Origin of the sequence: Enterobacter cloacae complex sp. I1M, assembly GCF_014982425.1 — a bacterium.
Taxonomy (GTDB): Bacteria; Pseudomonadota; Gammaproteobacteria; order Enterobacterales; family Enterobacteriaceae; genus Enterobacter; species Enterobacter intestinihominis.
In genome coordinates, this window is record NZ_JADCLG010000042.1 from 71,099 (window position 1) to 93,304 (window position 22,206).

General features: G+C 55.4%; 19 protein-coding genes. 15 read left to right on the forward strand and 4 right to left on the reverse strand.

Going from position 1 to position 22,206, the window contains the following annotated elements; all coding sequences use genetic code 11:
* Window positions 1–79 precede the first annotated feature (79 nt).
* Both yfbR and alaA read right to left on the reverse strand, forming a co-directional pair.
* Window positions 80–679, reverse strand: a complete 600-nt coding sequence (gene yfbR, locus INF86_RS21020; protein ID WP_022648832.1) for a 5'-deoxynucleotidase — start codon at window positions 677–679, stop codon at window positions 80–82.
* Window positions 680–796: 117 nt separating this feature from the next.
* Complete coding sequence (gene alaA, locus INF86_RS21025) at window positions 797–2,011, reverse strand: alanine transaminase AlaA (RefSeq protein WP_022648831.1); 1,215 nt, start codon at window positions 2,009–2,011, stop codon at window positions 797–799.
* 936 nt (window positions 2,012–2,947) lie between these two features.
* Between alaA and lrhA the strand changes: the two genes are divergently transcribed.
* The 14 genes from lrhA to nuoN all read left to right on the forward strand — a co-directional run bounded on the left by lrhA (window position 2,948) and on the right by nuoN (window position 19,542).
* On the forward strand, window positions 2,948–3,886 hold the full coding sequence (gene lrhA / locus INF86_RS21030) for a transcriptional regulator LrhA (protein ID WP_032622483.1): 939 nt from the start codon (window positions 2,948–2,950) through the stop codon (window positions 3,884–3,886).
* 631 nt (window positions 3,887–4,517) lie between these two features.
* Window positions 4,518–4,958, forward strand: a complete 441-nt coding sequence (gene nuoA, locus INF86_RS21035; RefSeq protein ID WP_003861475.1) for an NADH-quinone oxidoreductase subunit NuoA — start codon at window positions 4,518–4,520, stop codon at window positions 4,956–4,958.
* A gap of 15 nt (window positions 4,959–4,973) precedes the next feature.
* A complete protein-coding gene (gene nuoB, locus INF86_RS21040) occupies window positions 4,974–5,648 on the forward strand; it encodes an NADH-quinone oxidoreductase subunit NuoB (protein ID WP_003861482.1) in 675 nt (224 codons plus the stop codon).
* An 89-nt stretch (window positions 5,649–5,737) separates the two neighbouring features.
* A complete protein-coding gene (gene nuoC / locus INF86_RS21045) occupies window positions 5,738–7,540 on the forward strand; it encodes an NADH-quinone oxidoreductase subunit C/D (RefSeq protein ID WP_003861484.1) in 1,803 nt (600 codons plus the stop codon).
* Between the two features lie 2 nt (window positions 7,541–7,542).
* A complete protein-coding gene (gene nuoE / locus INF86_RS21050; protein WP_006176513.1) occupies window positions 7,543–8,043 on the forward strand; it encodes an NADH-quinone oxidoreductase subunit NuoE in 501 nt (166 codons plus the stop codon).
* Complete coding sequence (gene nuoF / locus INF86_RS21055; RefSeq protein WP_003861487.1) at window positions 8,040–9,377, forward strand: NADH-quinone oxidoreductase subunit NuoF; 1,338 nt, start codon at window positions 8,040–8,042, stop codon at window positions 9,375–9,377. Before nuoE ends, nuoF begins: the two co-directional genes overlap by 4 nt.
* Window positions 9,378–9,431: 54 nt before the next feature.
* Window positions 9,432–12,155 carry an NADH-quinone oxidoreductase subunit NuoG gene (nuoG, locus tag INF86_RS21060; RefSeq protein ID WP_023300626.1) on the forward strand — a complete coding sequence of 908 codons (2,724 nt, stop codon included), beginning with the start codon at window positions 9,432–9,434 and terminating at the stop codon, window positions 12,153–12,155.
* Entirely contained in the window at window positions 12,152–13,129 is a 978-nt protein-coding gene (nuoH, locus tag INF86_RS21065) for an NADH-quinone oxidoreductase subunit NuoH (RefSeq protein ID WP_022648828.1), read from the forward strand. The genes nuoG and nuoH overlap by 4 nt, the downstream gene beginning before the upstream one ends.
* A gap of 14 nt (window positions 13,130–13,143) precedes the next feature.
* The gene (gene nuoI, locus INF86_RS21070) at window positions 13,144–13,686 is read left to right on the forward strand and encodes an NADH-quinone oxidoreductase subunit NuoI (protein WP_003861491.1); all 543 of its coding nucleotides are present in this window, start codon (window positions 13,144–13,146) and stop codon (window positions 13,684–13,686) included.
* A 10-nt stretch (window positions 13,687–13,696) separates the two neighbouring features.
* Window positions 13,697–14,251, forward strand: coding sequence for an NADH-quinone oxidoreductase subunit J (nuoJ, locus tag INF86_RS21075; protein ID WP_006176507.1), 555 nt, complete (start codon window positions 13,697–13,699; stop codon window positions 14,249–14,251).
* On the forward strand, window positions 14,248–14,550 hold the full coding sequence (nuoK, locus tag INF86_RS21080) for an NADH-quinone oxidoreductase subunit NuoK (protein ID WP_006176506.1): 303 nt from the start codon (window positions 14,248–14,250) through the stop codon (window positions 14,548–14,550). The genes nuoJ and nuoK overlap by 4 nt, the downstream gene beginning before the upstream one ends.
* Complete coding sequence (gene nuoL / locus INF86_RS21085) at window positions 14,547–16,388, forward strand: NADH-quinone oxidoreductase subunit L (RefSeq protein WP_193543902.1); 1,842 nt, start codon at window positions 14,547–14,549, stop codon at window positions 16,386–16,388. The genes nuoK and nuoL overlap by 4 nt, the downstream gene beginning before the upstream one ends.
* Before the next feature lie 160 nt (window positions 16,389–16,548).
* Window positions 16,549–18,078 (forward strand): NADH-quinone oxidoreductase subunit M, encoded by a 1,530-nt coding sequence (gene nuoM / locus INF86_RS21090; RefSeq protein ID WP_023300624.1) that lies wholly within the window; start codon window positions 16,549–16,551, stop codon window positions 18,076–18,078.
* 6 nt (window positions 18,079–18,084) lie between these two features.
* Window positions 18,085–19,542, forward strand: a complete 1,458-nt coding sequence (gene nuoN / locus INF86_RS21095) for an NADH-quinone oxidoreductase subunit NuoN (RefSeq protein ID WP_022648825.1) — start codon at window positions 18,085–18,087, stop codon at window positions 19,540–19,542.
* A 99-nt stretch (window positions 19,543–19,641) separates the two neighbouring features.
* On the opposite strand, the gene INF86_RS21100 is transcribed toward nuoN, so the two are convergent.
* Window positions 19,642–20,646, reverse strand: a complete 1,005-nt coding sequence (locus tag INF86_RS21100; RefSeq protein ID WP_022648824.1) for a chemotaxis protein — start codon at window positions 20,644–20,646, stop codon at window positions 19,642–19,644.
* Between the two features lie 64 nt (window positions 20,647–20,710).
* Window positions 20,711–21,628: a ribonuclease BN gene (gene rbn / locus INF86_RS21105; RefSeq protein ID WP_022648823.1), complete on the reverse strand. Its 918-nt coding sequence runs from the start codon at window positions 21,626–21,628 to the stop codon at window positions 20,711–20,713.
* A gap of 71 nt (window positions 21,629–21,699) precedes the next feature.
* On the opposite strand from rbn, the gene INF86_RS21110 reads away from it, so the two are divergent.
* The gene (locus INF86_RS21110) at window positions 21,700–22,164 is read left to right on the forward strand and encodes a GNAT family N-acetyltransferase (RefSeq protein WP_023300622.1); all 465 of its coding nucleotides are present in this window, start codon (window positions 21,700–21,702) and stop codon (window positions 22,162–22,164) included.
* Window positions 22,165–22,206 lie beyond the last annotated feature (42 nt).

Genomic DNA, 22,206 nt, shown 5'->3' on the forward strand with positions numbered 1-22,206 from the left:
CATCGCCGGGTGGCGGCTACGCCTTACCCGGCCTACGTGATTCGTAGGCCCTGCAAGCGCAGCGCCGCTGGGCGAAAAACTACAGCGGTGAATCCTGACTGATCTCATCCAGAGACAAATGGAAGCTCGGCACAAACACCTGCATAAAGTAATCCATCTCTTCGCTACGGCGGGAGTCGAGCGTTTTCTCCAGGCGCGTTTTCGCCAGCAGGAACTCGTTATTCCCCGCGGATAACTCTTCCAGACATTTCAGGTAGGCGCACAGCGCATCGGCCTGCTTAACCAGGGATTTCTCCTCTTCCGTATACTGATGCTCGTCGATCAGCGGCCCGAAGATATCGCGCAGCTCATCAGGCACCATGTCGATCAGCTTCTGCTGGGCAATCTTCTCAATGGCCTTATATTCCTGGGCAATCTGCGAGTTGAAATATTTCACCGGCGTAGGCAGATCCCCGGTCAGCACTTCCGATGCATCGTGGTACAACGCCAGCAGGGCGATACGTTCGGCATTAACCTGCCCGTTGAATTTGCGGTTTTTAATTGCTGCCAGCGCATGAGCGACCATAGCAACCTGCAAACTGTGCTCAGACACATTTTCAGTGCGCACGTTGCGCATCAGCGGCCAGCGGTTGATGAGTTTCAGGCGGGAGAGGTGGGCAAAGAAATGACTCTGACTCATAGGTTACCTTATGTCTTCACTGCGACGGACTTCATTGTGCGGGGAGGGGAGGGAAGATGCAAATTTGCAGATGTTACAGGCCGGGTAAGCGCAGCGCCACCCGGCGGAAAGTCAGCGTTACTGATGGTACCCCGAGAGGAATCGCCCGAAGCGGCTGATGGCCATTTCGAGATCGTCTTCGCGCGGCAGGGTTACAATACGCACGTGATCCGGCCACGGCCAGTTAAACGCCGTCCCCTGAACCAGCAGCACTTTTTCCTGCAACAGGAAGTCGAGCACCATTTTCTGGTCGTCGTGAATATTGAAGCGCTTCGCGTCGATTTTCGGGAACATATACAGCGCGCCGTTAGGCTTCACGCAGGAGACGCCCGGAATATCATTAATTAATTCCCATGCACGGTTGCGCTGTTCATAGAGGCGGCCGCCTGGAACGATAAACTCGCTGATGCTTTGATAGCCCCCGAGTGCTGTCTGGATCGCATGTTGCGCCGGTACGTTGGCGCACAGACGCATGGATGCCAGCATCTCCAGCCCTTCAATGTAGCCTTTCGCATGTTTTTTTGGACCGTTCAGTACCATCCAGCCCTGACGGAAACCGGCAACGCGGTAAGTTTTAGACAGTCCGTTAAAGGTGACCGTCAGCAGATCGGGCGCCAGCGCGGCGATAGAGTGGTGCTGCGCCGCGTCGTACAGGATCTTGTCGTAAATCTCGTCGGCAAAGATGATCAGGTTGTGCAGGCGGGCGATCTCGACGATCTCCATCAGCAGCTCTTTTGAATAGACCGCGCCCGTCGGGTTATTCGGGTTAATGATCACGATTCCCCGGGTGCGCGGTGTTATTTTGGCGCGAATGTCATCCAGATCCGGGAACCAGTCCGACGATTCATCGCAAAGATAGTGCACCGCTTTACCGCTGGAGAGCGATACCGCAGCCGTCCACAGCGGATAGTCTGGAGCGGGAACCAGCATTTCATCGCCGCTGTTCAGGAGCGCCTGCATCGCCTGAACGATCAACTCCGAGACACCGTTGCCAATGTAGATATCTTCAACGGTGACGTCGCGCATACCGCGAGCCTGATAGTGCTGCATGATGGCTTTACGGGCGGAGTAGAGCCCTTTTGAATCGCAGTAGCCTTGTGCAGTGGGCAGGTTACGGATCACATCCACCAGGATCTCATCCGGCGCTTCAAAACCAAATGGCGCGGGGTTGCCGATGTTGAGTTTCAGAACCTTATTGCCTTCCTCTTCAAGGCGTTTTGCCTCTTTGAGTACCGGGCCACGGATGTCGTAACAGACGTTGTCGAGCTTGCTGGATTTTTCGATAGGGGACATGAACCTTTAACCTTTTCGCTATTATTGCAACTTCCTGCCGTGGAAGCAGCACGGAACAATGTACTCCCACCGCGCTTCGTTTTGAAGGGCGCACAGAAGAAGATTTTGTCCAACCAGGCAGCACTGCTGTGATTGCTTAATCTAATGATGGAGTGATTTTGCGCCTGAAATTACCGTGAAAACGCTTAATGTTGGGTTTTTTATGCTGAAAGTTTCACATAAATATTAATATTATTCTGATTTAAATAAAAAGACGATCCGGGCTGAAGCGTTAGTCCCCCTGAGTGACCATTCGTAAAACCTGAATGCTGAGATACAGTTTGCTCTATTAGCAAAGCCAGGTTAAAAGTTACTCATGTGAAATTAATGTTAAGTGTTATTAATGAATGGCCTGAATCTAAATTAAACTTTATTTATTATTAACGACGAAAATGCAACTTTCGTTAATTTTAATAAAAAGAGTGTAGTTGCTTATCATTGGCGTTAAATCCGTTATATTGCAATAAGACTTATAAATATAGTGGATTTGGGTTAAGATGTGTTTTGGGAATGCAGCGTAGCGATAGGCCTGTTACGTATATCAGCTTCTGCCTTCCTGTATTAATCGATTGTTATTGTTAAAGTAATCTCTGGCTGATTGGGTAAGTCACATCTTGCTACGCTGGCAACGCTGCGATATAGATGGCAGAAAACATGTCTTACTCTTAATGGAATTTACATCTACCTTCAGATAACGAAATATCCTGAACGCAAGAGAATAAAAATAACGTCATGAAACGTGATTTCTGACTGTTGATATACCAAAGTACAATAACTATCTGTCAGGCAGTCTGCCGGGCCGGGACGCGAGGGAAACTCTTCAGAAGGAATTGCTTAACTGTTACACACAGCTTCAACCCGGGCAGCTCCGCACGAGCAACCTGAAAGTGAAAAGATATGATAAATGCAAATCGTCCGATAATGAATCTCGACCTCGATCTGCTGAGAACGTTTGTTGCGGTCGCCGATCTCAACACTTTTGCAGCAGCTGCTGCCGCCGTTTGCCGTACCCAGTCCGCCGTGAGTCAGCAAATGCAGCGGCTGGAACAACTGGTTGGTAAAGAGCTTTTTGCGCGTCATGGACGTAATAAGCTTTTAACAGAACATGGTATTCAGCTTCTGGGTTATGCCAGAAAGATACTGCGCTTTAATGATGAAGCCTGTATGTCATTAATGTTTAGCAACCTTCAGGGAGTGTTAACATTAGGGGCGTCAGATGAATCAGCAGATACCATTTTGCCCTTCCTTCTCAACCGAATTAGCTCGGTTTATCCGAAGCTTGCCCTGGACGTTAGCGTTAAACGCAATGCCTTCATGGTTGAGATGCTGAAAGAAAACGAGGTTGACCTGGTGGTCACCACGCATCGACCTGGCCAGTATGACTGCCTGACGCTGCGTACTTCTCCTACGCACTGGTACTGTGCCGCGGAGTACGTATTGCAAAAAGGTGAGCCAATACCCCTGGTCCTGCTGGACGATCCTAGTCCGTTCCGCGATATGGTGCTGACTGCGCTCAACGAAGCCAGTATTCCGTGGCGCCTGGCGTACGTTGCGTCAACGTTGCCTGCGGTACGAGCGGCAGTGAAGGCCGGACTTGGCGTAACAGCCCGTCCGGTGGAGATGATGAGCCCCGATCTGCGTGTGCTGGGTCAATCTGAGGGACTCCCGTCGTTGCCGGATACGGAGTACCTGCTGTGCCATAATGCCGCCAGCAACAACGAGCTAGCGAAAGTGGTATTCGAGGCAATGGAAAACTACCACAATCCATGGCAGTACGCGCCTGTTACTCCGGAAGGAGGGGATGACTCCCTGATTGTGGAAAGGGATTTTGAGTGATCATTCCCCCAAAATTCTCGTAACAAAATGTAAGTGCAAAAAAGAGCCACTCGCATGATTTTTTCCTGCGAGTGGTTTTTTTTGCTATTCATAACCGCGAACGGAGCAGGGTTAAAGCAAATACCGCTTATTTATCAATGCAGAAAATGCTTTTGGTTAAGTTGTAAACGATACCTCTTCTAACTTGCCTAATACCCCGCCGATGTTAAAAAAACAGGAAATATGTTGCTGTTTTTTTGATTGAATTAACAAAAGCGTGTCTCAGATCAAGAAAATACTCCCATTTGGGGGGAGGAATCGTTGGCAAATCCTGTCAAAATAGGAGGGTTATTTTTTTTACTTCCAAAACGGACACGATTCAACAAGATGCATTTGACGTAAAGTCATGTACCCACCAGGGTTAAAGGGCACCAAATGTTAATGAGAATCGCACGTTGTAATTTAATGTGAAGAAACCTTTGTTAAAGTTGACAAAAGGTTATAGAAAGGAGTAAAAAACCCCATCATTTTGCTGTCTATGTCTCATTTCTGACAGTTAGTGTAAGGTTATTTTGTTCCTCCCCATGAATCGATGTGATGCCCATCTGCCAGCAAGAGCAGTGTCGTCGGTATCACTTTTGATGAGTAAGCAATGAGTATGTCAACATCCACAGAAGTCATCGCTCATCACTGGGCATTCGCAATCTTTCTTATTGTAGCCATTGGCCTGTGCTGCCTGATGTTAGTCGGCGGCTGGTTCCTGGGCGGTCGCGCCCGCGCAAGGCACAAAAACACACCTTTCGAATCAGGTATTGATTCAGTAGGTACCGCTCGCTTACGCCTGTCTGCCAAGTTCTACCTGGTAGCCATGTTCTTCGTCATTTTCGACGTGGAAGCGCTTTACCTCTTCGCGTGGTCTACCTCCATTCGCGAAAGTGGTTGGGTGGGCTTTGTCGAGGCCGCAATTTTCATTTTAGTGTTACTGGCCGGTCTGGTTTATCTGGTGCGTATTGGCGCGCTGGACTGGACACCTGTGCGTTCACGCCGTGAACACATCAACCCGGAAAACAGTATCTCTAATCGTCAGCAGTAACAGCGAGGCAATAAGATGGATTATACGCTCACCCGCATAGATCCTAACGGTGAGAATGACCGTTACCCCCTGCAAAAACAGGAGATCGTAACCGACCCCCTGGAGCAAGAAGTCAACAAAAGCGTGTACATGGGCAAGCTCGAACATGCCATGCACGATATGGTCAACTGGGGTCGTAAGAACTCCATCTGGCCATACAACTTTGGCCTTTCTTGCTGCTACGTTGAAATGGTGACGTCATTCACTGCGGTGCATGACGTTGCGCGTTTTGGGGCCGAGGTACTGCGTGCTTCTCCACGTCAGGCTGACCTGATGGTGGTGGCCGGAACCTGCTTTACCAAGATGGCACCGGTTATTCAGCGTCTTTATGACCAGATGCTGGAGCCAAAATGGGTTATCTCCATGGGCGCATGTGCAAACTCCGGCGGTATGTACGACATTTATTCCGTTGTGCAGGGCGTTGATAAGTTCATTCCGGTGGATGTGTACATCCCGGGCTGCCCGCCGCGTCCAGAGGCCTATATGCAGGCGCTGATGCTGCTGCAGGAGTCAATCGGTAAAGAACGCCGTCCGCTCTCCTGGGTTGTTGGCGATCAAGGTGTCTATCGCGCGAACATGCAGTCTGAGCGCGAGCGTAAACGTGGTGAACGTATTGCCGTCACCAACCTGCGTACGCCTGACGAAATTTAATTTGCGCCTGTGGGCCTGGAGAACACCTTCGCATATCACTACTCAAATAGCGCGAAGCCAGGCTTAACAGTCACCACGGACCATTTGCAATGGTGAACAATATGACCGACTTAACCGCGCAAGAAGCCGCCTGGCAGACCCGGGATCATCTCGATGACCCCGTCATTGGCGAACTGCGCAACCGTTTTGGGCCGGATGCCTTTACTGTTCAGGCCACCCGCACCGGGGTACCCGTTGTTTGGGTGAAGCGTGAGCAATTACTGGAAGTTGTCGATTTCCTCAAGAAATTGCCAAAACCTTACGTCATGCTGTTTGACTTACACGGCATGGACGAACGTCTGAGAACGCACCGCCAGGGTCTCCCTGCTGCGGATTTTTCCGTTTTCTACCACCTGATCTCAATAGACCGCAACACGGATATCATGCTCAAGGTGGCATTGTCTGAAAACGACATGCATCTGCCGACGATCACAAAACTTTTCCCAAACGCTAACTGGTACGAGCGTGAAACCTGGGAAATGTTCGGCATGACATTCGACGGCCACCCGCATCTGACGCGCATCATGATGCCGCAGACCTGGACCGGCCACCCGCTGCGTAAAGACTACCCGGCACGCGCCACCGAATTCGACCCGTTTGAGCTGACCAAAGCCAAGCAGGATCTGGAGATGGAAGCGCTGACCTTCAAGCCGGAAGACTGGGGCATGAAGCGCGGCACCGAAAACGAGGACTTCATGTTCCTTAACCTCGGTCCAAACCACCCCTCTGCGCACGGTGCATTCCGTATTATTCTTCAGCTTGACGGCGAAGAGATTGTCGACTGCGTGCCTGACATTGGCTACCACCACCGTGGTGCTGAGAAGATGGGCGAGCGTCAGTCCTGGCACAGCTACATTCCGTATACCGACCGTATCGAATACCTCGGCGGCTGCGTAAACGAGATGCCATACGTGCTGGCCGTTGAGAAACTGGCAGGCATCACCGTCCCGGATCGCGTTAACGTGATTCGCGTGATGCTGTCTGAACTGTTCCGTATTAACAGCCACCTGCTGTACATCTCCACGTTCATTCAGGACGTCGGCGCGATGACGCCGGTCTTCTTCGCCTTTACCGACCGTCAGAAAATCTACGATCTGGTGGAAGCGATTACCGGTTTCCGTATGCACCCGGCCTGGTTCCGCATCGGCGGCGTGGCGCACGATCTGCCGCGCGGCTGGGACCGCCTGCTGCGTGAATTCCTCGACTGGATGCCGAAACGTCTGGCGTCTTACGAGAAAGCCGCGCTGCGTAACTCCATCCTGAAAGGCCGCTCCCAGGGCGTTGCTGCCTACGGCGCGAAAGAGGCGCTGGAGTGGGGAACCACAGGTGCTGGCCTGCGCGCAACCGGTATTGATTTCGACGTGCGTAAAGCCCGTCCTTACTCTGGCTACGAGAACTTCGACTTTGAAGTCCCGGTTGGCGGCGGCGTTTCCGACTGCTACACCCGCGTGATGCTGAAAGTGGAAGAGCTGCGCCAGAGCCTGCGCATCCTTGAGCAGTGCCTCAACAACATGCCGGAAGGCCCGTTCAAGGCGGATCACCCGCTGACGACGCCGCCACCGAAAGAGCGCACGCTGCAACATATCGAAACCCTGATCACCCACTTCTTGCAGGTTTCCTGGGGCCCGGTCATGCCGGCACAAGAATCCTTCCAGATGATTGAAGCGACCAAGGGTATCAACAGCTACTACCTCACCAGCGACGGCAGCACCATGAGCTACCGTACCCGCGTGCGTACGCCAAGCTTTGCGCACCTGCAGCAGATCCCGGCCGCCATTCGCGGCAGTCTGGTCTCCGACCTGATTGTGTATCTGGGTAGTATCGATTTTGTTATGTCAGATGTGGACCGCTAATTATGCACGAGAATCAACAACCACAAACCGAGGCTTTTGAGCTGAGTGAAGCAGAGCGTGCCGCCATTGAGCACGAGATGCACCACTACGAAGACCCGCGTGCGGCGTCCATTGAAGCGCTGAAAATCGTACAGAAACAGCGTGGTTGGGTGCCGGATGGGGCGATCTATGAGATCGCAAAAGTGCTGGGCATTCCGGCAAGTGACGTAGAAGGCGTAGCCACGTTCTACAGCCAGATCTTCCGTCAGCCGGTCGGCCGCCATGTGATCCGCTACTGTGACAGCGTTGTCTGCCACATTACCGGTTATCAGGGCATTCAGGCTGCGATTGAGAAGAAACTTAATATTAAGCCGGGCCAGACCACGTTCGACGGACGCTTTACCCTGCTGCCAACCTGCTGCCTGGGTAACTGCGACAAGGGACCGACCATGATGATTGATGAGGACACTCACAGCCATCTGACGCCGGAAGCGATTCCTGACCTGCTGGAGCAGTACAAATGAAAACTGTAATTCGTACTGCTGAGACGCATCCGCTGACCTGGCGTCTGCGTGATGACAAACAGCCGGTCTGGCTCGACGAATATCAGAGCAAAAACGGCTATGCCGGTGCGCGTAAAGCCCTCGGCGGCATGGCGCCAGACGACATCGTTAATGCGGTGAAAGAGTCTGGCCTGAAAGGGCGCGGCGGTGCGGGCTTCTCCACCGGTCTGAAGTGGAGCCTGATGCCGAAAGATGAATCCATGAACATCCGTTACCTGCTGTGTAACGCCGATGAAATGGAGCCGGGTACCTATAAAGACCGCCTGCTGATGGAACAGCTGCCGCACCTGCTGGTGGAAGGCATGCTGATCTCCGCGTTCGCGCTGAAAGCGTACCGTGGCTACATCTTCCTGCGCGGCGAATACATCGAAGCGGCTGAAAACCTGCGTCGCGCGATTGCCGAAGCCACTGAAGCCGGACTGCTGGGTAAAAACATCCTGGGCACCGGGTTTGACTTCGAGCTGTTCGTGCACACCGGTGCCGGGCGTTATATCTGCGGTGAAGAAACCGCGCTAATTAACTCCCTGGAAGGCCGCCGCGCGAACCCGCGCTCCAAGCCACCGTTCCCGGCAAGCTCCGGCGTGTGGGGTAAACCGACCTGTGTAAACAACGTCGAAACCCTGTGTAACGTTCCGGCTATCCTTGCGAACGGCGTGGAGTGGTATCAGGGCATCTCATCAAGTAAAGATGCCGGTACCAAGCTGATGGGCTTCTCCGGTCGCGTGAAGAATCCCGGCGTCTGGGAGCTGCCGTTCGGCACCACCGCACGTGAAATTCTTGAAGACTACGCCGGCGGCATGCGCGATGGCCTGAAATTCAAAGCCTGGCAGCCGGGTGGGGCAGGGACAGACTTCTTAACCGAAGCCCACCTTGACCTGCCAATGGAGTTCGAAAGCATTGGTAAAGCAGGCAGCCGTCTGGGTACCGCGCTGGCGATGGCCGTCGACCACGAGATCGGCATGGTATCCCTGGTGCGTAACCTGGAAGAGTTCTTCGCCCGCGAGTCCTGCGGCTGGTGTACACCATGCCGTGACGGTCTGCCGTGGAGCGTGAAGATCCTGCGCGCTATCGAACGTGGCGAAGGCCAGCCTGGCGATATCGAGACACTTGAGCAACTGTGTCGATTCTTAGGGCCAGGTAAAACCTTCTGTGCCCACGCACCGGGTGCCGTCGAGCCGCTGCAGAGCGCGATTAAATATTTCCGCGACGAATTCGAAGCAGGCATCAAGCAGCCGTTCAGCAATACCCATTCTATCAATGGTATTCAGCCGAACCTGCTGAAAGCACGCTGGTAAAAACAGAATTTTGATTAACGCTCGGTTTCGGCCGAGCCAACTGGAAGCATGCTAATGGCTACGATTCATGTAGACGGCAAAGAATACGAAGTCAACGGGGCGGACAACCTGCTGGAAGCTTGTCTGTCTCTTGGCCTCGATATTCCGTACTTTTGCTGGCATCCGGCGCTGGGCAGCGTCGGTGCTTGCCGCCAGTGTGCGGTGAAGCAATATCAAAACGCGGAAGACACGCGTGGTCGACTGGTGATGTCCTGTATGACGCCAGCCACCGAAGGCACTTTTATTTCGATTGATGACGAAGAAGCCAAACAGTTCCGCGAAAGCGTAGTGGAGTGGTTGATGACCAACCACCCACACGACTGTCCGGTGTGTGAGGAGGGTGGTAACTGCCACCTTCAGGATATGACCGTCATGACCGGTCACAGCTTCCGTCGCTATCGCTTTACCAAGCGTACCCACCGAAATCAGGATCTGGGGCCGTTCATCTCTCACGAAATGAACCGCTGCATCGCCTGCTACCGCTGCGTGCGTTACTACAAAGATTATGCAGACGGTCAGGATCTGGGCGTGTATGGCGCGCATGACAACGTTTACTTCGGTCGTCCGGAAGACGGTACGCTTGAAAGCGAATTCTCCGGTAACCTGGTAGAAATCTGCCCGACCGGCGTGTTCACGGATAAAACCCACTCCGAGCGTTACAACCGTAAATGGGACATGCAGTTTGCGCCAAGCATCTGCCAGCAGTGCTCCCTCGGCTGTAACACCAGCCCGGGTGAACGTTACGGTGAACTGCGTCGTATCGAAAACCGTTACAACGGTACCGTTAACCACTACTTCCTCTGCGATCGCGGTCGTTTTGGCTATGGCTATGTGAACCTGAAAGACCGTCCGCGTCAGCCGGTTCAGCGCCGTGGCGACGACGTCATTACCCTCAACGCTGAACAGGCGATGCAGGGCGCGGCAGATATTCTGCGTCAGTCGAAGAAAGTGATCGGCATCGGCTCCCCGCGCGCCAGCATCGAAAGCAACTTCGCGCTGCGCGAGCTGGTTGGGGCGGAAAACTTCTATACCGGTATCGCCCATGGCGAGCAGGAACGTCTACAACTGGTGCTGAAAGTGCTGCGTGAAGGCGGTGTACACACGCCTGCGCTGCGCGAAATCGAATCCTATGATGCGGTTCTGGTGCTCGGGGAAGACCTGACGCAGACCGGCGCACGCGCGGCTCTGGCGGTTCGTCAGGCGGTGAAGGGTAAAGCACGTGAAATGGCAGCGGCGCAGAAAGTGGCTGACTGGCAGATTGCGGCGATCCTCAACATCGGCCAGCGCGCGAAGCATCCTCTGTTTGTGACTAACGTCGACAACACCCGTCTGGACGATATCGCCGCGTGGACCTACTGCGCACCGGTTGAAGATCAGGCGCGCCTCGGCTTTGCCATTGCCCACGCGCTGGACAGCAACTCGCCGGCCGTTGAACTGGATCGCGACCTGCAGAACAAGGTCGACGTGATTGTTCAGGCGCTGGCGGGGGCGAAGAAACCACTGATCATTTCCGGTACCAACGCCGGTAGCGCTGAAATCATTCAGGCCGCAGCGAACGTTGCCAAAGCCCTGAAGGGCCGTGGCGCTGACGTCGGTGTGACCATGATTGCCCGTGCGGTGAACAGCATCGGACTGGGCATGATTGGCGGCGGCTCGCTGGAAGAAGCGTTAAGCGAACTGGAATCCGGTTCTGCTGATGCGGTGGTAGTGCTGGAAAATGACCTGCATCGCCACGCTTCCGCCGCTCGCGTTGACGCCGCGCTCTCCAAAGCACCGCTGGTGATGGTTATCGACCATCAGCGCACCGCGATCATGGACAAAGCACACCTGGTGCTCTCTGCTGCAAGCTTCGCAGAAAGCGACGGGACGGTGATCAACAACGAAGGCCGCGCACAGCGCTTCTTCCAGGTTTATGACCCGGCCTACTACGACAGCAACACCGTGATGCTGGAAAGCTGGCGCTGGCTGCACTCTCTGCACAGCACCGTGCAGAGTCGTGAAGTGGACTGGACGCAGCTCGACCACGTAATCGACGCGGTTGTTGAGAAACTGCCTCAGCTGGCGGGCATTAAAGACGCCGCGCCTGACGCAAGCTTCCGTATTCGCGGCCAGAAACTGGCGCGTGAGCCGCACCGCTACAGCGGTCGTACTGCGATGCGTGCCAACATCAGCGTGCACGAACCGCGTCAGCCGCAGGATAAAGACACCATGTTCGCCTTCTCGATGGAAGGGAACAACCAGCCGTCTGCGCCGCGTTCGCAAATCCCGTTTGCATGGGCACCGGGCTGGAACTCCCCGCAGGCATGGAACAAATTCCAGGCTGAAGTGGGTGGTCATCTGCGCCACGGCGATCCGGGCGTGCGTCTGATTGAAGCCTCCGAAACCGATCTGGACTTCTTCTCTACCGTTCCGGAACGTTTCCAGGCTCAGGAAGGCCACTGGCGTATTGCGCCGTACTACCATCTGTTCGGTAGCGACGAAATGTCCCAGCGTTCTCCGGTATTCCAGCAGCGTATGCCGCAGCCGTACATCAAGCTCAACCCGGCGGATGCCGCGAAGCTTGGCGTTAACGCGGGTGCGAACATTGCCTTTAGCTACGACGGCCAGACAATCAGCCTGCCGCTGATTATTTCTGAAAGCCTGTCAGCAGGGCAGGTGGGTCTGCCGATGGGTATGCCTGGCATCGCGCCGGTCCTGGCGGGTGCGCATCTTGATAACCTTCAGGAGGCAAAAGCATGAGTTGGTTAACGCCGGATCTTATCGACATCCTGCTGAGCATTCTGAAAGCGGTCGTCATTCTGCTGGTGGTCGTCACCTGCGGCGCGTTCATGAGCTTCGGTGAACGTCGTCTGCTCGGTCTGTTCCAGAACCGTTACGGACCGAACCGCGTGGGCTGGGGTGGTTCACTCCAGCTGGTGGCGGACATGATCAAGATGTTCTTTAAAGAGGACTGGGTTCCGCGCTTCTCGGACCGCGTGATCTTTACGCTGGCGCCGATGATCGCCTTTACCTCGCTGCTGCTGGCGTTTGCTATCGTTCCCGTCAGCCCGACCTGGGTGGTGGCTGACCTGAACATCGGCATTCTGTTCTTCCTGATGATGGCAGGCCTCGCGGTGTACGCGGTGCTGTTCGCAGGCTGGTCCAGTAACAACAAATACTCGCTGCTGGGTGCGATGCGTGCTTCCGCGCAGACGCTGAGCTACGAAGTGTTCCTGGGGCTCTCCCTGATGGGCGTGGTGGCGCAGGCCGGTTCATTCAACATGACCGACATCGTCAACAACCAGGCCGACATCTGGAACGTTATCCCGCAGTTCTTTGGTTTTGTGACCTTTGCTATCGCGGGCGTGGCGGTGTGTCACCGTCACCCGTTTGACCAGCCAGAAGCCGAACAGGAACTGGCCGACGGTTACCACATTGAATATTCCGGTATGAAATTCGGTCTGTTCTTCGTGGGCGAGTACATCGGTATCGTCACCATTTCCGCGTTGATGGTAACGCTGTTCTTTGGTGGCTGGCATGGCCCGTTCTTACCGCCGTTCATCTGGTTCGCGCTGAAAACCGCGTTCTTCATGATGATGTTCATTTTGATTCGTGCGTCCTTACCGCGTCCGCGTTATGACCAGGTAATGTCCTTCGGCTGGAAAGTGTGCCTGCCGCTGACGCTCGTCAACTTGTTGGTAACGGCGGCTGTCATTCTCTGGCAGCAGCCATAAGGGGCTTTGAGATCATGACCTTAAAAGAATTACTCGTAGGCTTTGGCACCCAGGTACGCAGTATCTGGATGATCGGCCTGCACGCGTTTGCCAAACGCGAAACCCGGATGTATCCGGAAGAGCCGGTATATCTGCCGCCGCGCTACCGTGGCCGTATCGTGCTGACGCGCGACCCGGACGGTTCCGAGCGCTGCGTAGCCTGTAACCTGTGTGCGGTAGCGTGTCCGGTAGGCTGTATCTCTCTGCAGAAAGCCGAGACGGTAGACGGCCGCTGGTACCCTGAGTTCTTCCGCATCAACTTCTCACGCTGCATTTTCTGCGGTCTGTGTGAAGAAGCGTGCCCAACCACGGCGATTCAGCTGACTCCAGACTTCGAGCTGGGTGAGTACAAGCGTCAGGACCTGGTGTACGAGAAAGAGGATCTGCTGATTTCCGGTCCGGGCAAATACCCGGAATATAACTTCTACCGGATGGCGGGTATGGCAATCGACGGCAAAGATAAGGGCGAAGCAGAGAACGAAGCTAAGCCTATCGACGTCAAGAGCCTGTTACCGTAAGGAGAGGGCAATGGAATTCGCTTTTTATATCTGTGGCCTTATCGCCATCCTGGCTACGCTGCGAGTGATCACGCACACCAATCCGGTGCATGCGTTGCTGTATTTAATCATTTCGCTGCTGGCTATTTCCGGGGTGTTCTTTGCGCTGGGCGCGCATTTTGCCGGTGCGCTGGAAATTATCGTCTACGCGGGTGCCATTATGGTGCTGTTCGTGTTCGTGGTGATGATGCTCAACCTGGGCGGCTCTGAAATTGAGCAGGAACGTCAATGGTTAAAACCGCAGGTGTGGATTGGCCCGGCAATTTTGTCGGCCATCATGCTGGTGGTGATTGTTTACGCTATTCTGGGCGTTAACGACCAGGGCATTGACGGCACGCCAATCAGCGCCAAGGCTGTTGGTATTGCGCTGTTTGGTCCGTACGTTCTGGCGGTTGAACTGGCCTCTATGCTGCTGCTGGCGGGCCTGGTTGTTGCCTTCCACGTCGGTCGCGAAGAACGTGTTGGTGAGGTGCTGAGCAACCGCACTGATGACCGTGCGAAAAGAAAAACGGAGGAGCGCGCATGATCCCCTTAACACATGGACTGATCCTCGCTGCGATTTTGTTCGTTCTGGGCTTAACCGGTCTGGTTATCCGCCGCAATCTGCTGTTTATGCTGATCGGTCTGGAAATCATGATCAACGCTTCCGCGCTGGCCTTTGTGGTCGCCGGTAGCTACTGGGGCCAGGCCGACGGTCAGGTGATGTACATTCTCGCCATCAGCCTCGCGGCTGCCGAAGCGAGTATTGGCCTGGCGCTGTTGCTGCAGCTCCATCGTCGCCGCCAGAACCTGAACATCGATTCAGTAAGTGAGTTGCGTGGATGAACATGCTTGCCTTAACCATTATTTTTCCGCTGATTGGCTTCGTGCTGCTGGCATTTTCTCGCGGCCGCTGGTCTGAGAATCTGTCTGCCACCGTGGGCATTGGCTCAATCGGTCTGGCTGCGCTGGTGACAGCGTATGCGGGTATCGATTTCTTTAACAATGGACGTCAGGCCTACAGCGTGCCGCTGTGGAACTGGATGTCGGTCGGTAACTTCAACATCGGTTTCAACCTGGTGCTGGATGGTCTGTCTCTGACCATGCTCTCCGTGGTCACCGGCGTCGGCTTCCTGATCCATATGTTCGCCTCCTGGTATATGCGCGGTGAAGAGGGATACTCCCGCTTCTTCGCCTACACCAACCTGTTTATCGCCAGCATGGTGGTTCTGGTGCTGGCCGATAACCTGCTGCTGATGTATCTGGGCTGGGAAGGCGTGGGTCTGTGCTCTTACCTGCTGATCGGTTTCTACTACACCGATCCGAAGAATGGCGCAGCGGCCATGAAAGCGTTCGTCGTGACCCGTGTGGGTGACGTCTTCCTCGCTTTCGCGCTGTTCATTCTCTACAACGAACTGGGCACGCTGAACTTCCGCGAAATGGTGGAACTGGCGCCAGCGCACTTCGAAGTAGGCAACAACATGCTGTGGTGGGCAACGCTGATGCTGCTGGGTGGTGCTGTGGGTAAATCCGCACAGCTGCCGTTGCAGACATGGCTTGCCGACGCGATGGCGGGTCCAACCCCTGTCTCCGCGCTGATCCACGCCGCGACCATGGTCACCGCCGGTGTCTACCTGATTGCGCGTACCCATGGCCTGTTCCTGATGACCCCGGAAATTCTGCATCTGGTGGGTATCGTCGGTGCGGTTACGCTGGTGCTGGCAGGCTTTGCCGCGCTGGTGCAGACCGACATCAAACGCGTTCTCGCGTACTCCACCATGAGCCAGATTGGTTACATGTTCCTGGCGCTGGGCGTTCAGGCGTGGGACGCAGCCATTTTCCACCTGATGACGCACGCGTTCTTTAAAGCGCTGCTGTTCCTCTCATCCGGTTCGGTGATCCTGGCCTGCCACCACGAGCAGAATATCTTCAAAATGGGCGGACTGCGTAAGTCCATCCCGCTGGTCTATGTCTGCTTCCTGGTAGGCGGCGCGGCGCTGGCGGCACTGCCGCTGATTACCGCAGGCTTCTTCAGTAAGGATGAAATCCTGGCGGGCGCCATGGCGAATGGTCATATCAATCTGATGGTTGCGGGTCTGGTCGGTGCGTTTATGACCTCCCTGTACACCTTCCGTATGATTTTCATCGTCTTCCACGGTAAAGAACAAATTCACGCCCACGCAGGGAAGGGGATTACCCACCACCTGCCGCTGATTGTGCTGCTGGTACTCTCCACCTTCGTTGGCGCGATGATTGTGCCACCGTTGCAGGGCGTACTGCCGGCAACAACCGAGCTTGAGCACGGTCGCGTTCTGACGCTTGAAATCACCTCGGGCGTTGTGGCTATCGCGGGCATCCTGATTGCCGCATGGCTGTGGCTGGGCAAACGCACGCTGGTGACTGCCGTTGCCAACAGCGCGCCGGGCCGTCTGCTGGGCACCTGGTGGTACAACGCATGGGGCTTCGACTGGCTGTACGACATGATCTTCGTGAAGCCGTTCCTGGGCATTGCGTGGCTGTTGAAGCGCGATCCGCTGAACAGCCTGATGAATATCCCGGCGATCCTCTCTCGCTTTGCAGGTAAAGGCCTGCTGTACAGCGAGAACGGCTATCTGCGCTGGTATGTGGCATCCATGAGCATCGGTGCGGTTGTCGTGCTGGCGCTGCTGATGGTGTTGCGATAGTGGTTTTTGCCCGGTGGCGCTGCGCTTACCGGGCCTACGAGACCGTAGGTCGGGTAAGCGTGAGCGTCACCCGACACCACAAACCGCACTAACACGTGAATTTTGTCGAATTCGTTGAAAATCGGTCCCTGAGGGACTTTAACAAGGAATAAAAATCGCCATGTTATTACCCTGGCTAATATTAATTCCCTTCATCGGCGGCTTCCTGTGCTGGCAGACTGAACGCTTTGGCGTGAAGATGCCGCGCTGGATCGCGCTGATCACCATGGGATTGACGCTCGCGCTTGGCCTGCAACTGTGGTTGCAGGGTGGCTACTCATTGACCCAGTCTGCGGGCCTTCCGCAGTGGCAGTCTGAGTTCATTCTGCCGTGGATCCCACGTTTCGGTATCACAATCCACCTTGCGATTGACGGTCTGTCGCTGCTGATGGTCGTGCTGACCGGTCTGCTCGGCGTTCTGGCGGTACTCTGCTCCTGGCGAGAAATCGAAAAATACCAGGGCTTCTTCCACCTGAACCTGATGTGGATCCTGGGCGGCGTTATCGGCGTGTTCCTGGCCATCGACATGTTCCTGTTCTTCTTCTTCTGGGAGATGATGCTGGTGCCGATGTACTTCCTGATCGCGCTGTGGGGCCACAAGGCATCCGACGGTAAAACGCGTATCACGGCGGCCACCAAGTTCTTCATCTACACCCAGGCGAGTGGTCTGGTGATGTTGATTGCCATCCTGGCGCTGGTGTTTGTGCATTACAACGCCACCGGCGTCTGGACCTTCAACTATGAAGATCTGCTGAAGACCCCGATGTCCCACGGTGTGGAATACCTGCTGATGCTGGGCTTCTTCATCGCCTTCGCGGTGAAAATGCCGGTAGTTCCGCTGCACGGCTGGCTGCCGGACGCGCACTCTCAGGCGCCAACGGCGGGTTCCGTTGACCTGGCGGGTATCTTGCTGAAAACGGCGGCCTACGGTCTGCTGCGTTTCTCCCTGCCGCTGTTCCCGAACGCCTCCGCAGAGTTTGCGCCGATTGCCATGTGGCTTGGCGTGATCGGTATCTTCTACGGTGCATGGATGGCTTTCACGCAGTACGACATCAAACGTCTGATTGCTTACACCTCCGTTTCCCACATGGGCTTCGTACTGATTGCCATCTACACCGGTAGCCAGCTGGCGTACCAGGGCGCGGTGATCCAGATGATTGCGCACGGTCTGTCCGCAGCCGGTCTCTTCATCCTGTGCGGTCAGCTGTACGAACGTCTGCATACCCGCGACATGCGTATGATGGGCGGCCTGTGGGGCAAAATGAAATGGCTGCCTGCACTCTCCATGTTCTTCGCGGTTGCCACCCTGGGTATGCCAGGTACCGGTAACTTCGTTGGCGAATTTATGATTCTGTTCGGCAGCTTCAAAGTGGTTCCGATGATTACCGTCATCTCCACCTTTGGTCTGGTGTTCGCCTCCGTGTACTCGCTGGCGATGCTGCACCGCGCCTACTTCGGTAAAGCGAAGAGCGAAATTGCTGCTAAAGAACTGCCGGGGATGTCGCTGCGTGAGCTGTCCATCATCCTGCTGCTGGTCGTACTGCTGGTGCTGCTGGGCTTCTATCCGCAGCCGATTCTGGATACCTCGCACTCCGCGATGGGTAACATCCAGCAGTGGTTTGTTAATTCTGCTTCTACTACAAGGCCGTAATTCGCCATGACAATAACTCCACAACAACTGATCGCGCTGCTACCGCTGCTGATCGTCGGATTGACGGTGGTGGTTGTGATGCTCTCCATTGCGTGGCGACGCAATCACTTCCTGAATGCGACCCTGTCCGTTCTGGGTCTGAACGCTGCGTTAGTCTCCCTCTGGTTTGTTGGCCAGGCGGGCGCAATGGACGTCACGCCGCTGATGCGCGTTGACGGCTACGCCATGCTCTACACCGGTCTGGTGCTGCTGGCGAGCCTGGCAACCTGTACCTTTGCGTACCCGTGGCTCGAAGGTTACAACGACAACAAAGAAGAGTTTTACCTGCTGGTACTGATTGCCGCGCTCGGCGGCATTCTGCTGGCGAACGCGAACCACATGGCCGCGCTGTTCCTCGGTATTGAGCTGATCTCACTGCCGCTGTTCGGCCTGATTGGTTACGCCTTCCGCCAGAAACGCTCACTGGAAGCGGCTATCAAGTACACCATCTTGTCCGCTGCTGCGTCGTCGTTCCTGCTGTTCGGTATCGCGCTGCTGTATGCACAGACGGGTAACCTCTCCTTCCTGGCGCTCGGTAAGAGCCTCGGCGACGGTATGATGCACGAGCCGCTGCTGCTGGCGGGTCTGGGCATGATGATTGTTGGCCTTGGCTTTAAACTCTCTCTGGTGCCGTTCCACCTGTGGACGCCAGACGTTTATCAGGGTGCGCCAGCGCCGGTCTCTACCTTCCTGGCGACGGCGAGTAAAATCGCTATCTTTGGCGTGGTCATGCGTCTGTTCCTGTACGCCCCGGTGGGTGACAGCGAAGCGGTTCGCGTGGTGCTGGGCATTATCGCGTTCGTTTCCATCATCTTCGGTAACCTGATGGCGCTGAGCCAGACCAACATTAAGCGTCTGCTGGGCTACTCCTCTATTTCCCATCTGGGCTACCTGCTGGTGGCGCTGATTGCGCTGCAAAGCGGTGAGATGTCGATGGAAACCGTGGGTGTGTATCTGGCCGGTTACCTGTTCAGCAGCCTCGGCGCGTTCGGCGTGGTGAGCCTGATGTCCAGCCCGTACCGTGGCCCGGATGCAGATTCCCTGTTCTCCTACCGTGGTCTGTTCTGGCACCGTCCGATTCTGTCTGCGGTAATGACCGTGATGATGCTCTCTCTGGCGGGTATCCCGATGACGCTGGGCTTTATCGGTAAGTTCTACGTGCTGGCCGTCGGTGTGCAGGCGGGTCTGTGGTGGCTGACTGCCGGTGTCGTTATCGGCTCCGCGATTGGTCTTTACTACTACCTGCGTGTGGCTGTGAGCCTGTACCTGAGCGCGCCTCAGCAGCTCAACCGTGATGCGCCGTCCAACTGGCAGTACAGCGCCGGGGGGATCGTGGTGCTGATCTCCGCGCTTCTGGTGCTAATCTTCGGTATCTATCCGCAGCCGCTGATTGAGATTGTGCAGCGCGCGATGCCGCTGATGTAAAAGCAAAAAACCCGCCTCGGCGGGTTTTTTATTGCCCAGCGGCGCTACGCTTGCAGGGCCTACAGGTCTTGTAGGTCGGGTAAGCGAAGCGCCACCCGACTAAGCTAACTGCTTCCTGCTTATAAGCGGCCCGTCAATCTTCTTCATCGAGCGGTCCAGCACCTCTTCAATCACCGACGACAGCTCATTCAGCTCAAACTTCGCCACATAGCCGTCAGCCTTCACTTTGCGTATATGATCTTCGTTCGCGTTGCCGGAAAGAGACGAGTGGATCACCACCGGAATATCTTTCAGTACCGGGTCAGTTTTGATTTTGCGCGTCAGCGTAAAGCCGTCCATCTCCGGCATTTCGAGGTCGGTTAATACCAGGGCAATCTTATCGGTAACGGGGACGCCCTCAGCCTGAGCCTGCGCGGCCAGCTGAGTGATTTTCTCCCATGCGTCTTTGCCGGTGATATGCAGCTGAGCCGGGATCTCCATTGCCTGCAATCCCTTCTCCAGCATTGAGCGCGCTACTTTCGAGTCTTCAGCAACAATCGCGACAGAGCCAGGCTTGATGTTGAATTTGGTGGTTTCCAGATGGGTGGCGTGCAGATCGTGGTTCGCCGGGGTGATGTCATACAGGATCTGCTCCACGTCGAGCACCATTGCCAGATCGTTGGTATCGGTCTTTTCGTCCAGACAGGCAATGCTGGTGATGTAGCGACCGCTGACGGCGGTTTCCGCGGCGTGCACCTGCTTCCAGTCGAGACGCATGATGTTTTCCACCGATTCTACAGCAAACGCCTGCACGCTGCGGGCATATTCGGTGATCAGCAAAATGTTTAGCCCGGTGGCTGGCTTGCAGCCGGCGACGGCGGCCAGATCGATCACCGGGATCACCTGGTCGCGAATATTTACCATCCCCATCAGCGGAGACTTCATTCCCGCTGGTTTGGTGAAGGTCGGCATCGGCACAATTTCGCGCAGTTTGAACACGTTGATGCCGAACAGCTCGGATTTATTTTCGTTCAGAGAGGTGCCAAGACGGAACAGCAACAGTTCAAAACGGTTGGACTGGGTCAGGTTCGCCCTGTCATCAATATCTTTCTGGAAATTATCCATTCTACCCTCAAGAGAAATGCTGGCCTTTTAATCGTTATCGGCACCCTGAGGGAAAAATGAAGGACTAAACGCTGACCTGAGCAAAATCTTCCGCCAGCTCGCATGCCGGGAACACCTCCCGACACTCTGCCAGCAGGCTTTCACAGCCGCGGACGTCATAGCGTGAGCTGACGTGAGTGACAATCAGTTTCCGGACGCCAGCCTCGCGCGCCAGCTGCGCGGCCTGACGCGTTGAGCTGTGCCCCCGGCTATTGGCTTTTTCTTCCATCGCCGCTTCCAGCGTTGCCTCATGCACCATCACATCCACACCCCCGGCAAGCCGGAGCGCCGAAGGGCAGGGGGCGGTATCCCCAAAAATAGCCAGTTTTTTGCCCGGCTGCGGCGGCGCAAGGTAATCCTGACCGTTGATGACGCGCCCGTCTTCCAGCGTGACGGTCTCGCCGTGCTTCAGACGCTGGAACAGCGGGCCAGGTTTCACCCCATCGGCCTGCAACGCGGCGGCGTTCAGCGCGCCGGGCTTGTCATGCTCCTCAACGCGATAGCCGTAGCATTCCACCGGATGGTTAAGCGGGTAAGCGCGCACCTGGTAATCTCCGTCGTCGAACACCAGACCTTCGCCGATCTCAACCACCTCCAGCGGATAATCGGTCCACGAGCCGCTCAGGCGCAGCGTGGTCTCAACGAATGCCTGAATACCCGCAGGGCCATAAATGGTCAGCGGGTTAGCGTTACCGGCCATCGAACGGCTACACAGCAGGCCCGGCAGGCCAAACAGATGGTCGCCGTGCAGATGGGTGATAAATATTTTATCCACTTTCCCCGGGTGGTATGAGGTATGCAGCAACTGATGCTGCGTACCTTCGCCGCAGTCAAACAGCCACAGCCCGCCGCGGGTAGGATGCTTAAGATCCAGCAGAATCGCCGTCACGTTGCGTGAGCGGGTTGGCACGCCCGCGGACGTACCCAGAAAAATCAGTTCCATAACGCAATCAGCCCTTTGCCGAATGGGAAGGGGTTTAGTATAACGTGATGAACCCCAGGAAGGAGAAACACATGATCCAGTGGCAAGATCTACACCACAGCGAACTGACTATTCAGTCACTCTACGCCCTGCTCAAACTGCGCTGCGAAGTTTTTGTGGTTGAACAAACCTGCCCGTATCAGGATATCGACGGCGATGACCTGGTCGGCGAGAACCGGCACATCCTCGGCTGGCGCGATAACGAGCTGGTGGCGTATGCGAGGATTCTGAAAAGCGAAGAGGATTTTGACCCTGTCGTCATTGGCCGCGTCATTATCAGCGGAAGCGCGCGCGGTGAAAAGCTGGGCTATCAGCTGATGGAAAAAACGCTGGACGCATGCCTGAAACGGTGGCCAGACAAGGCGTTATACCTGGGCGCGCAGGCGCATTTGCAATCATTCTATGGCCATTTTGGTTTTACCCCGGTCACGGACATTTACGATGAAGATGGCATCCCACACATCGGTATGGCGCGCGAAGCGAAACAGGCGCAATAGCGAGACGTTGTCTATAGTTATCGGACTGGTGTACTAACATGG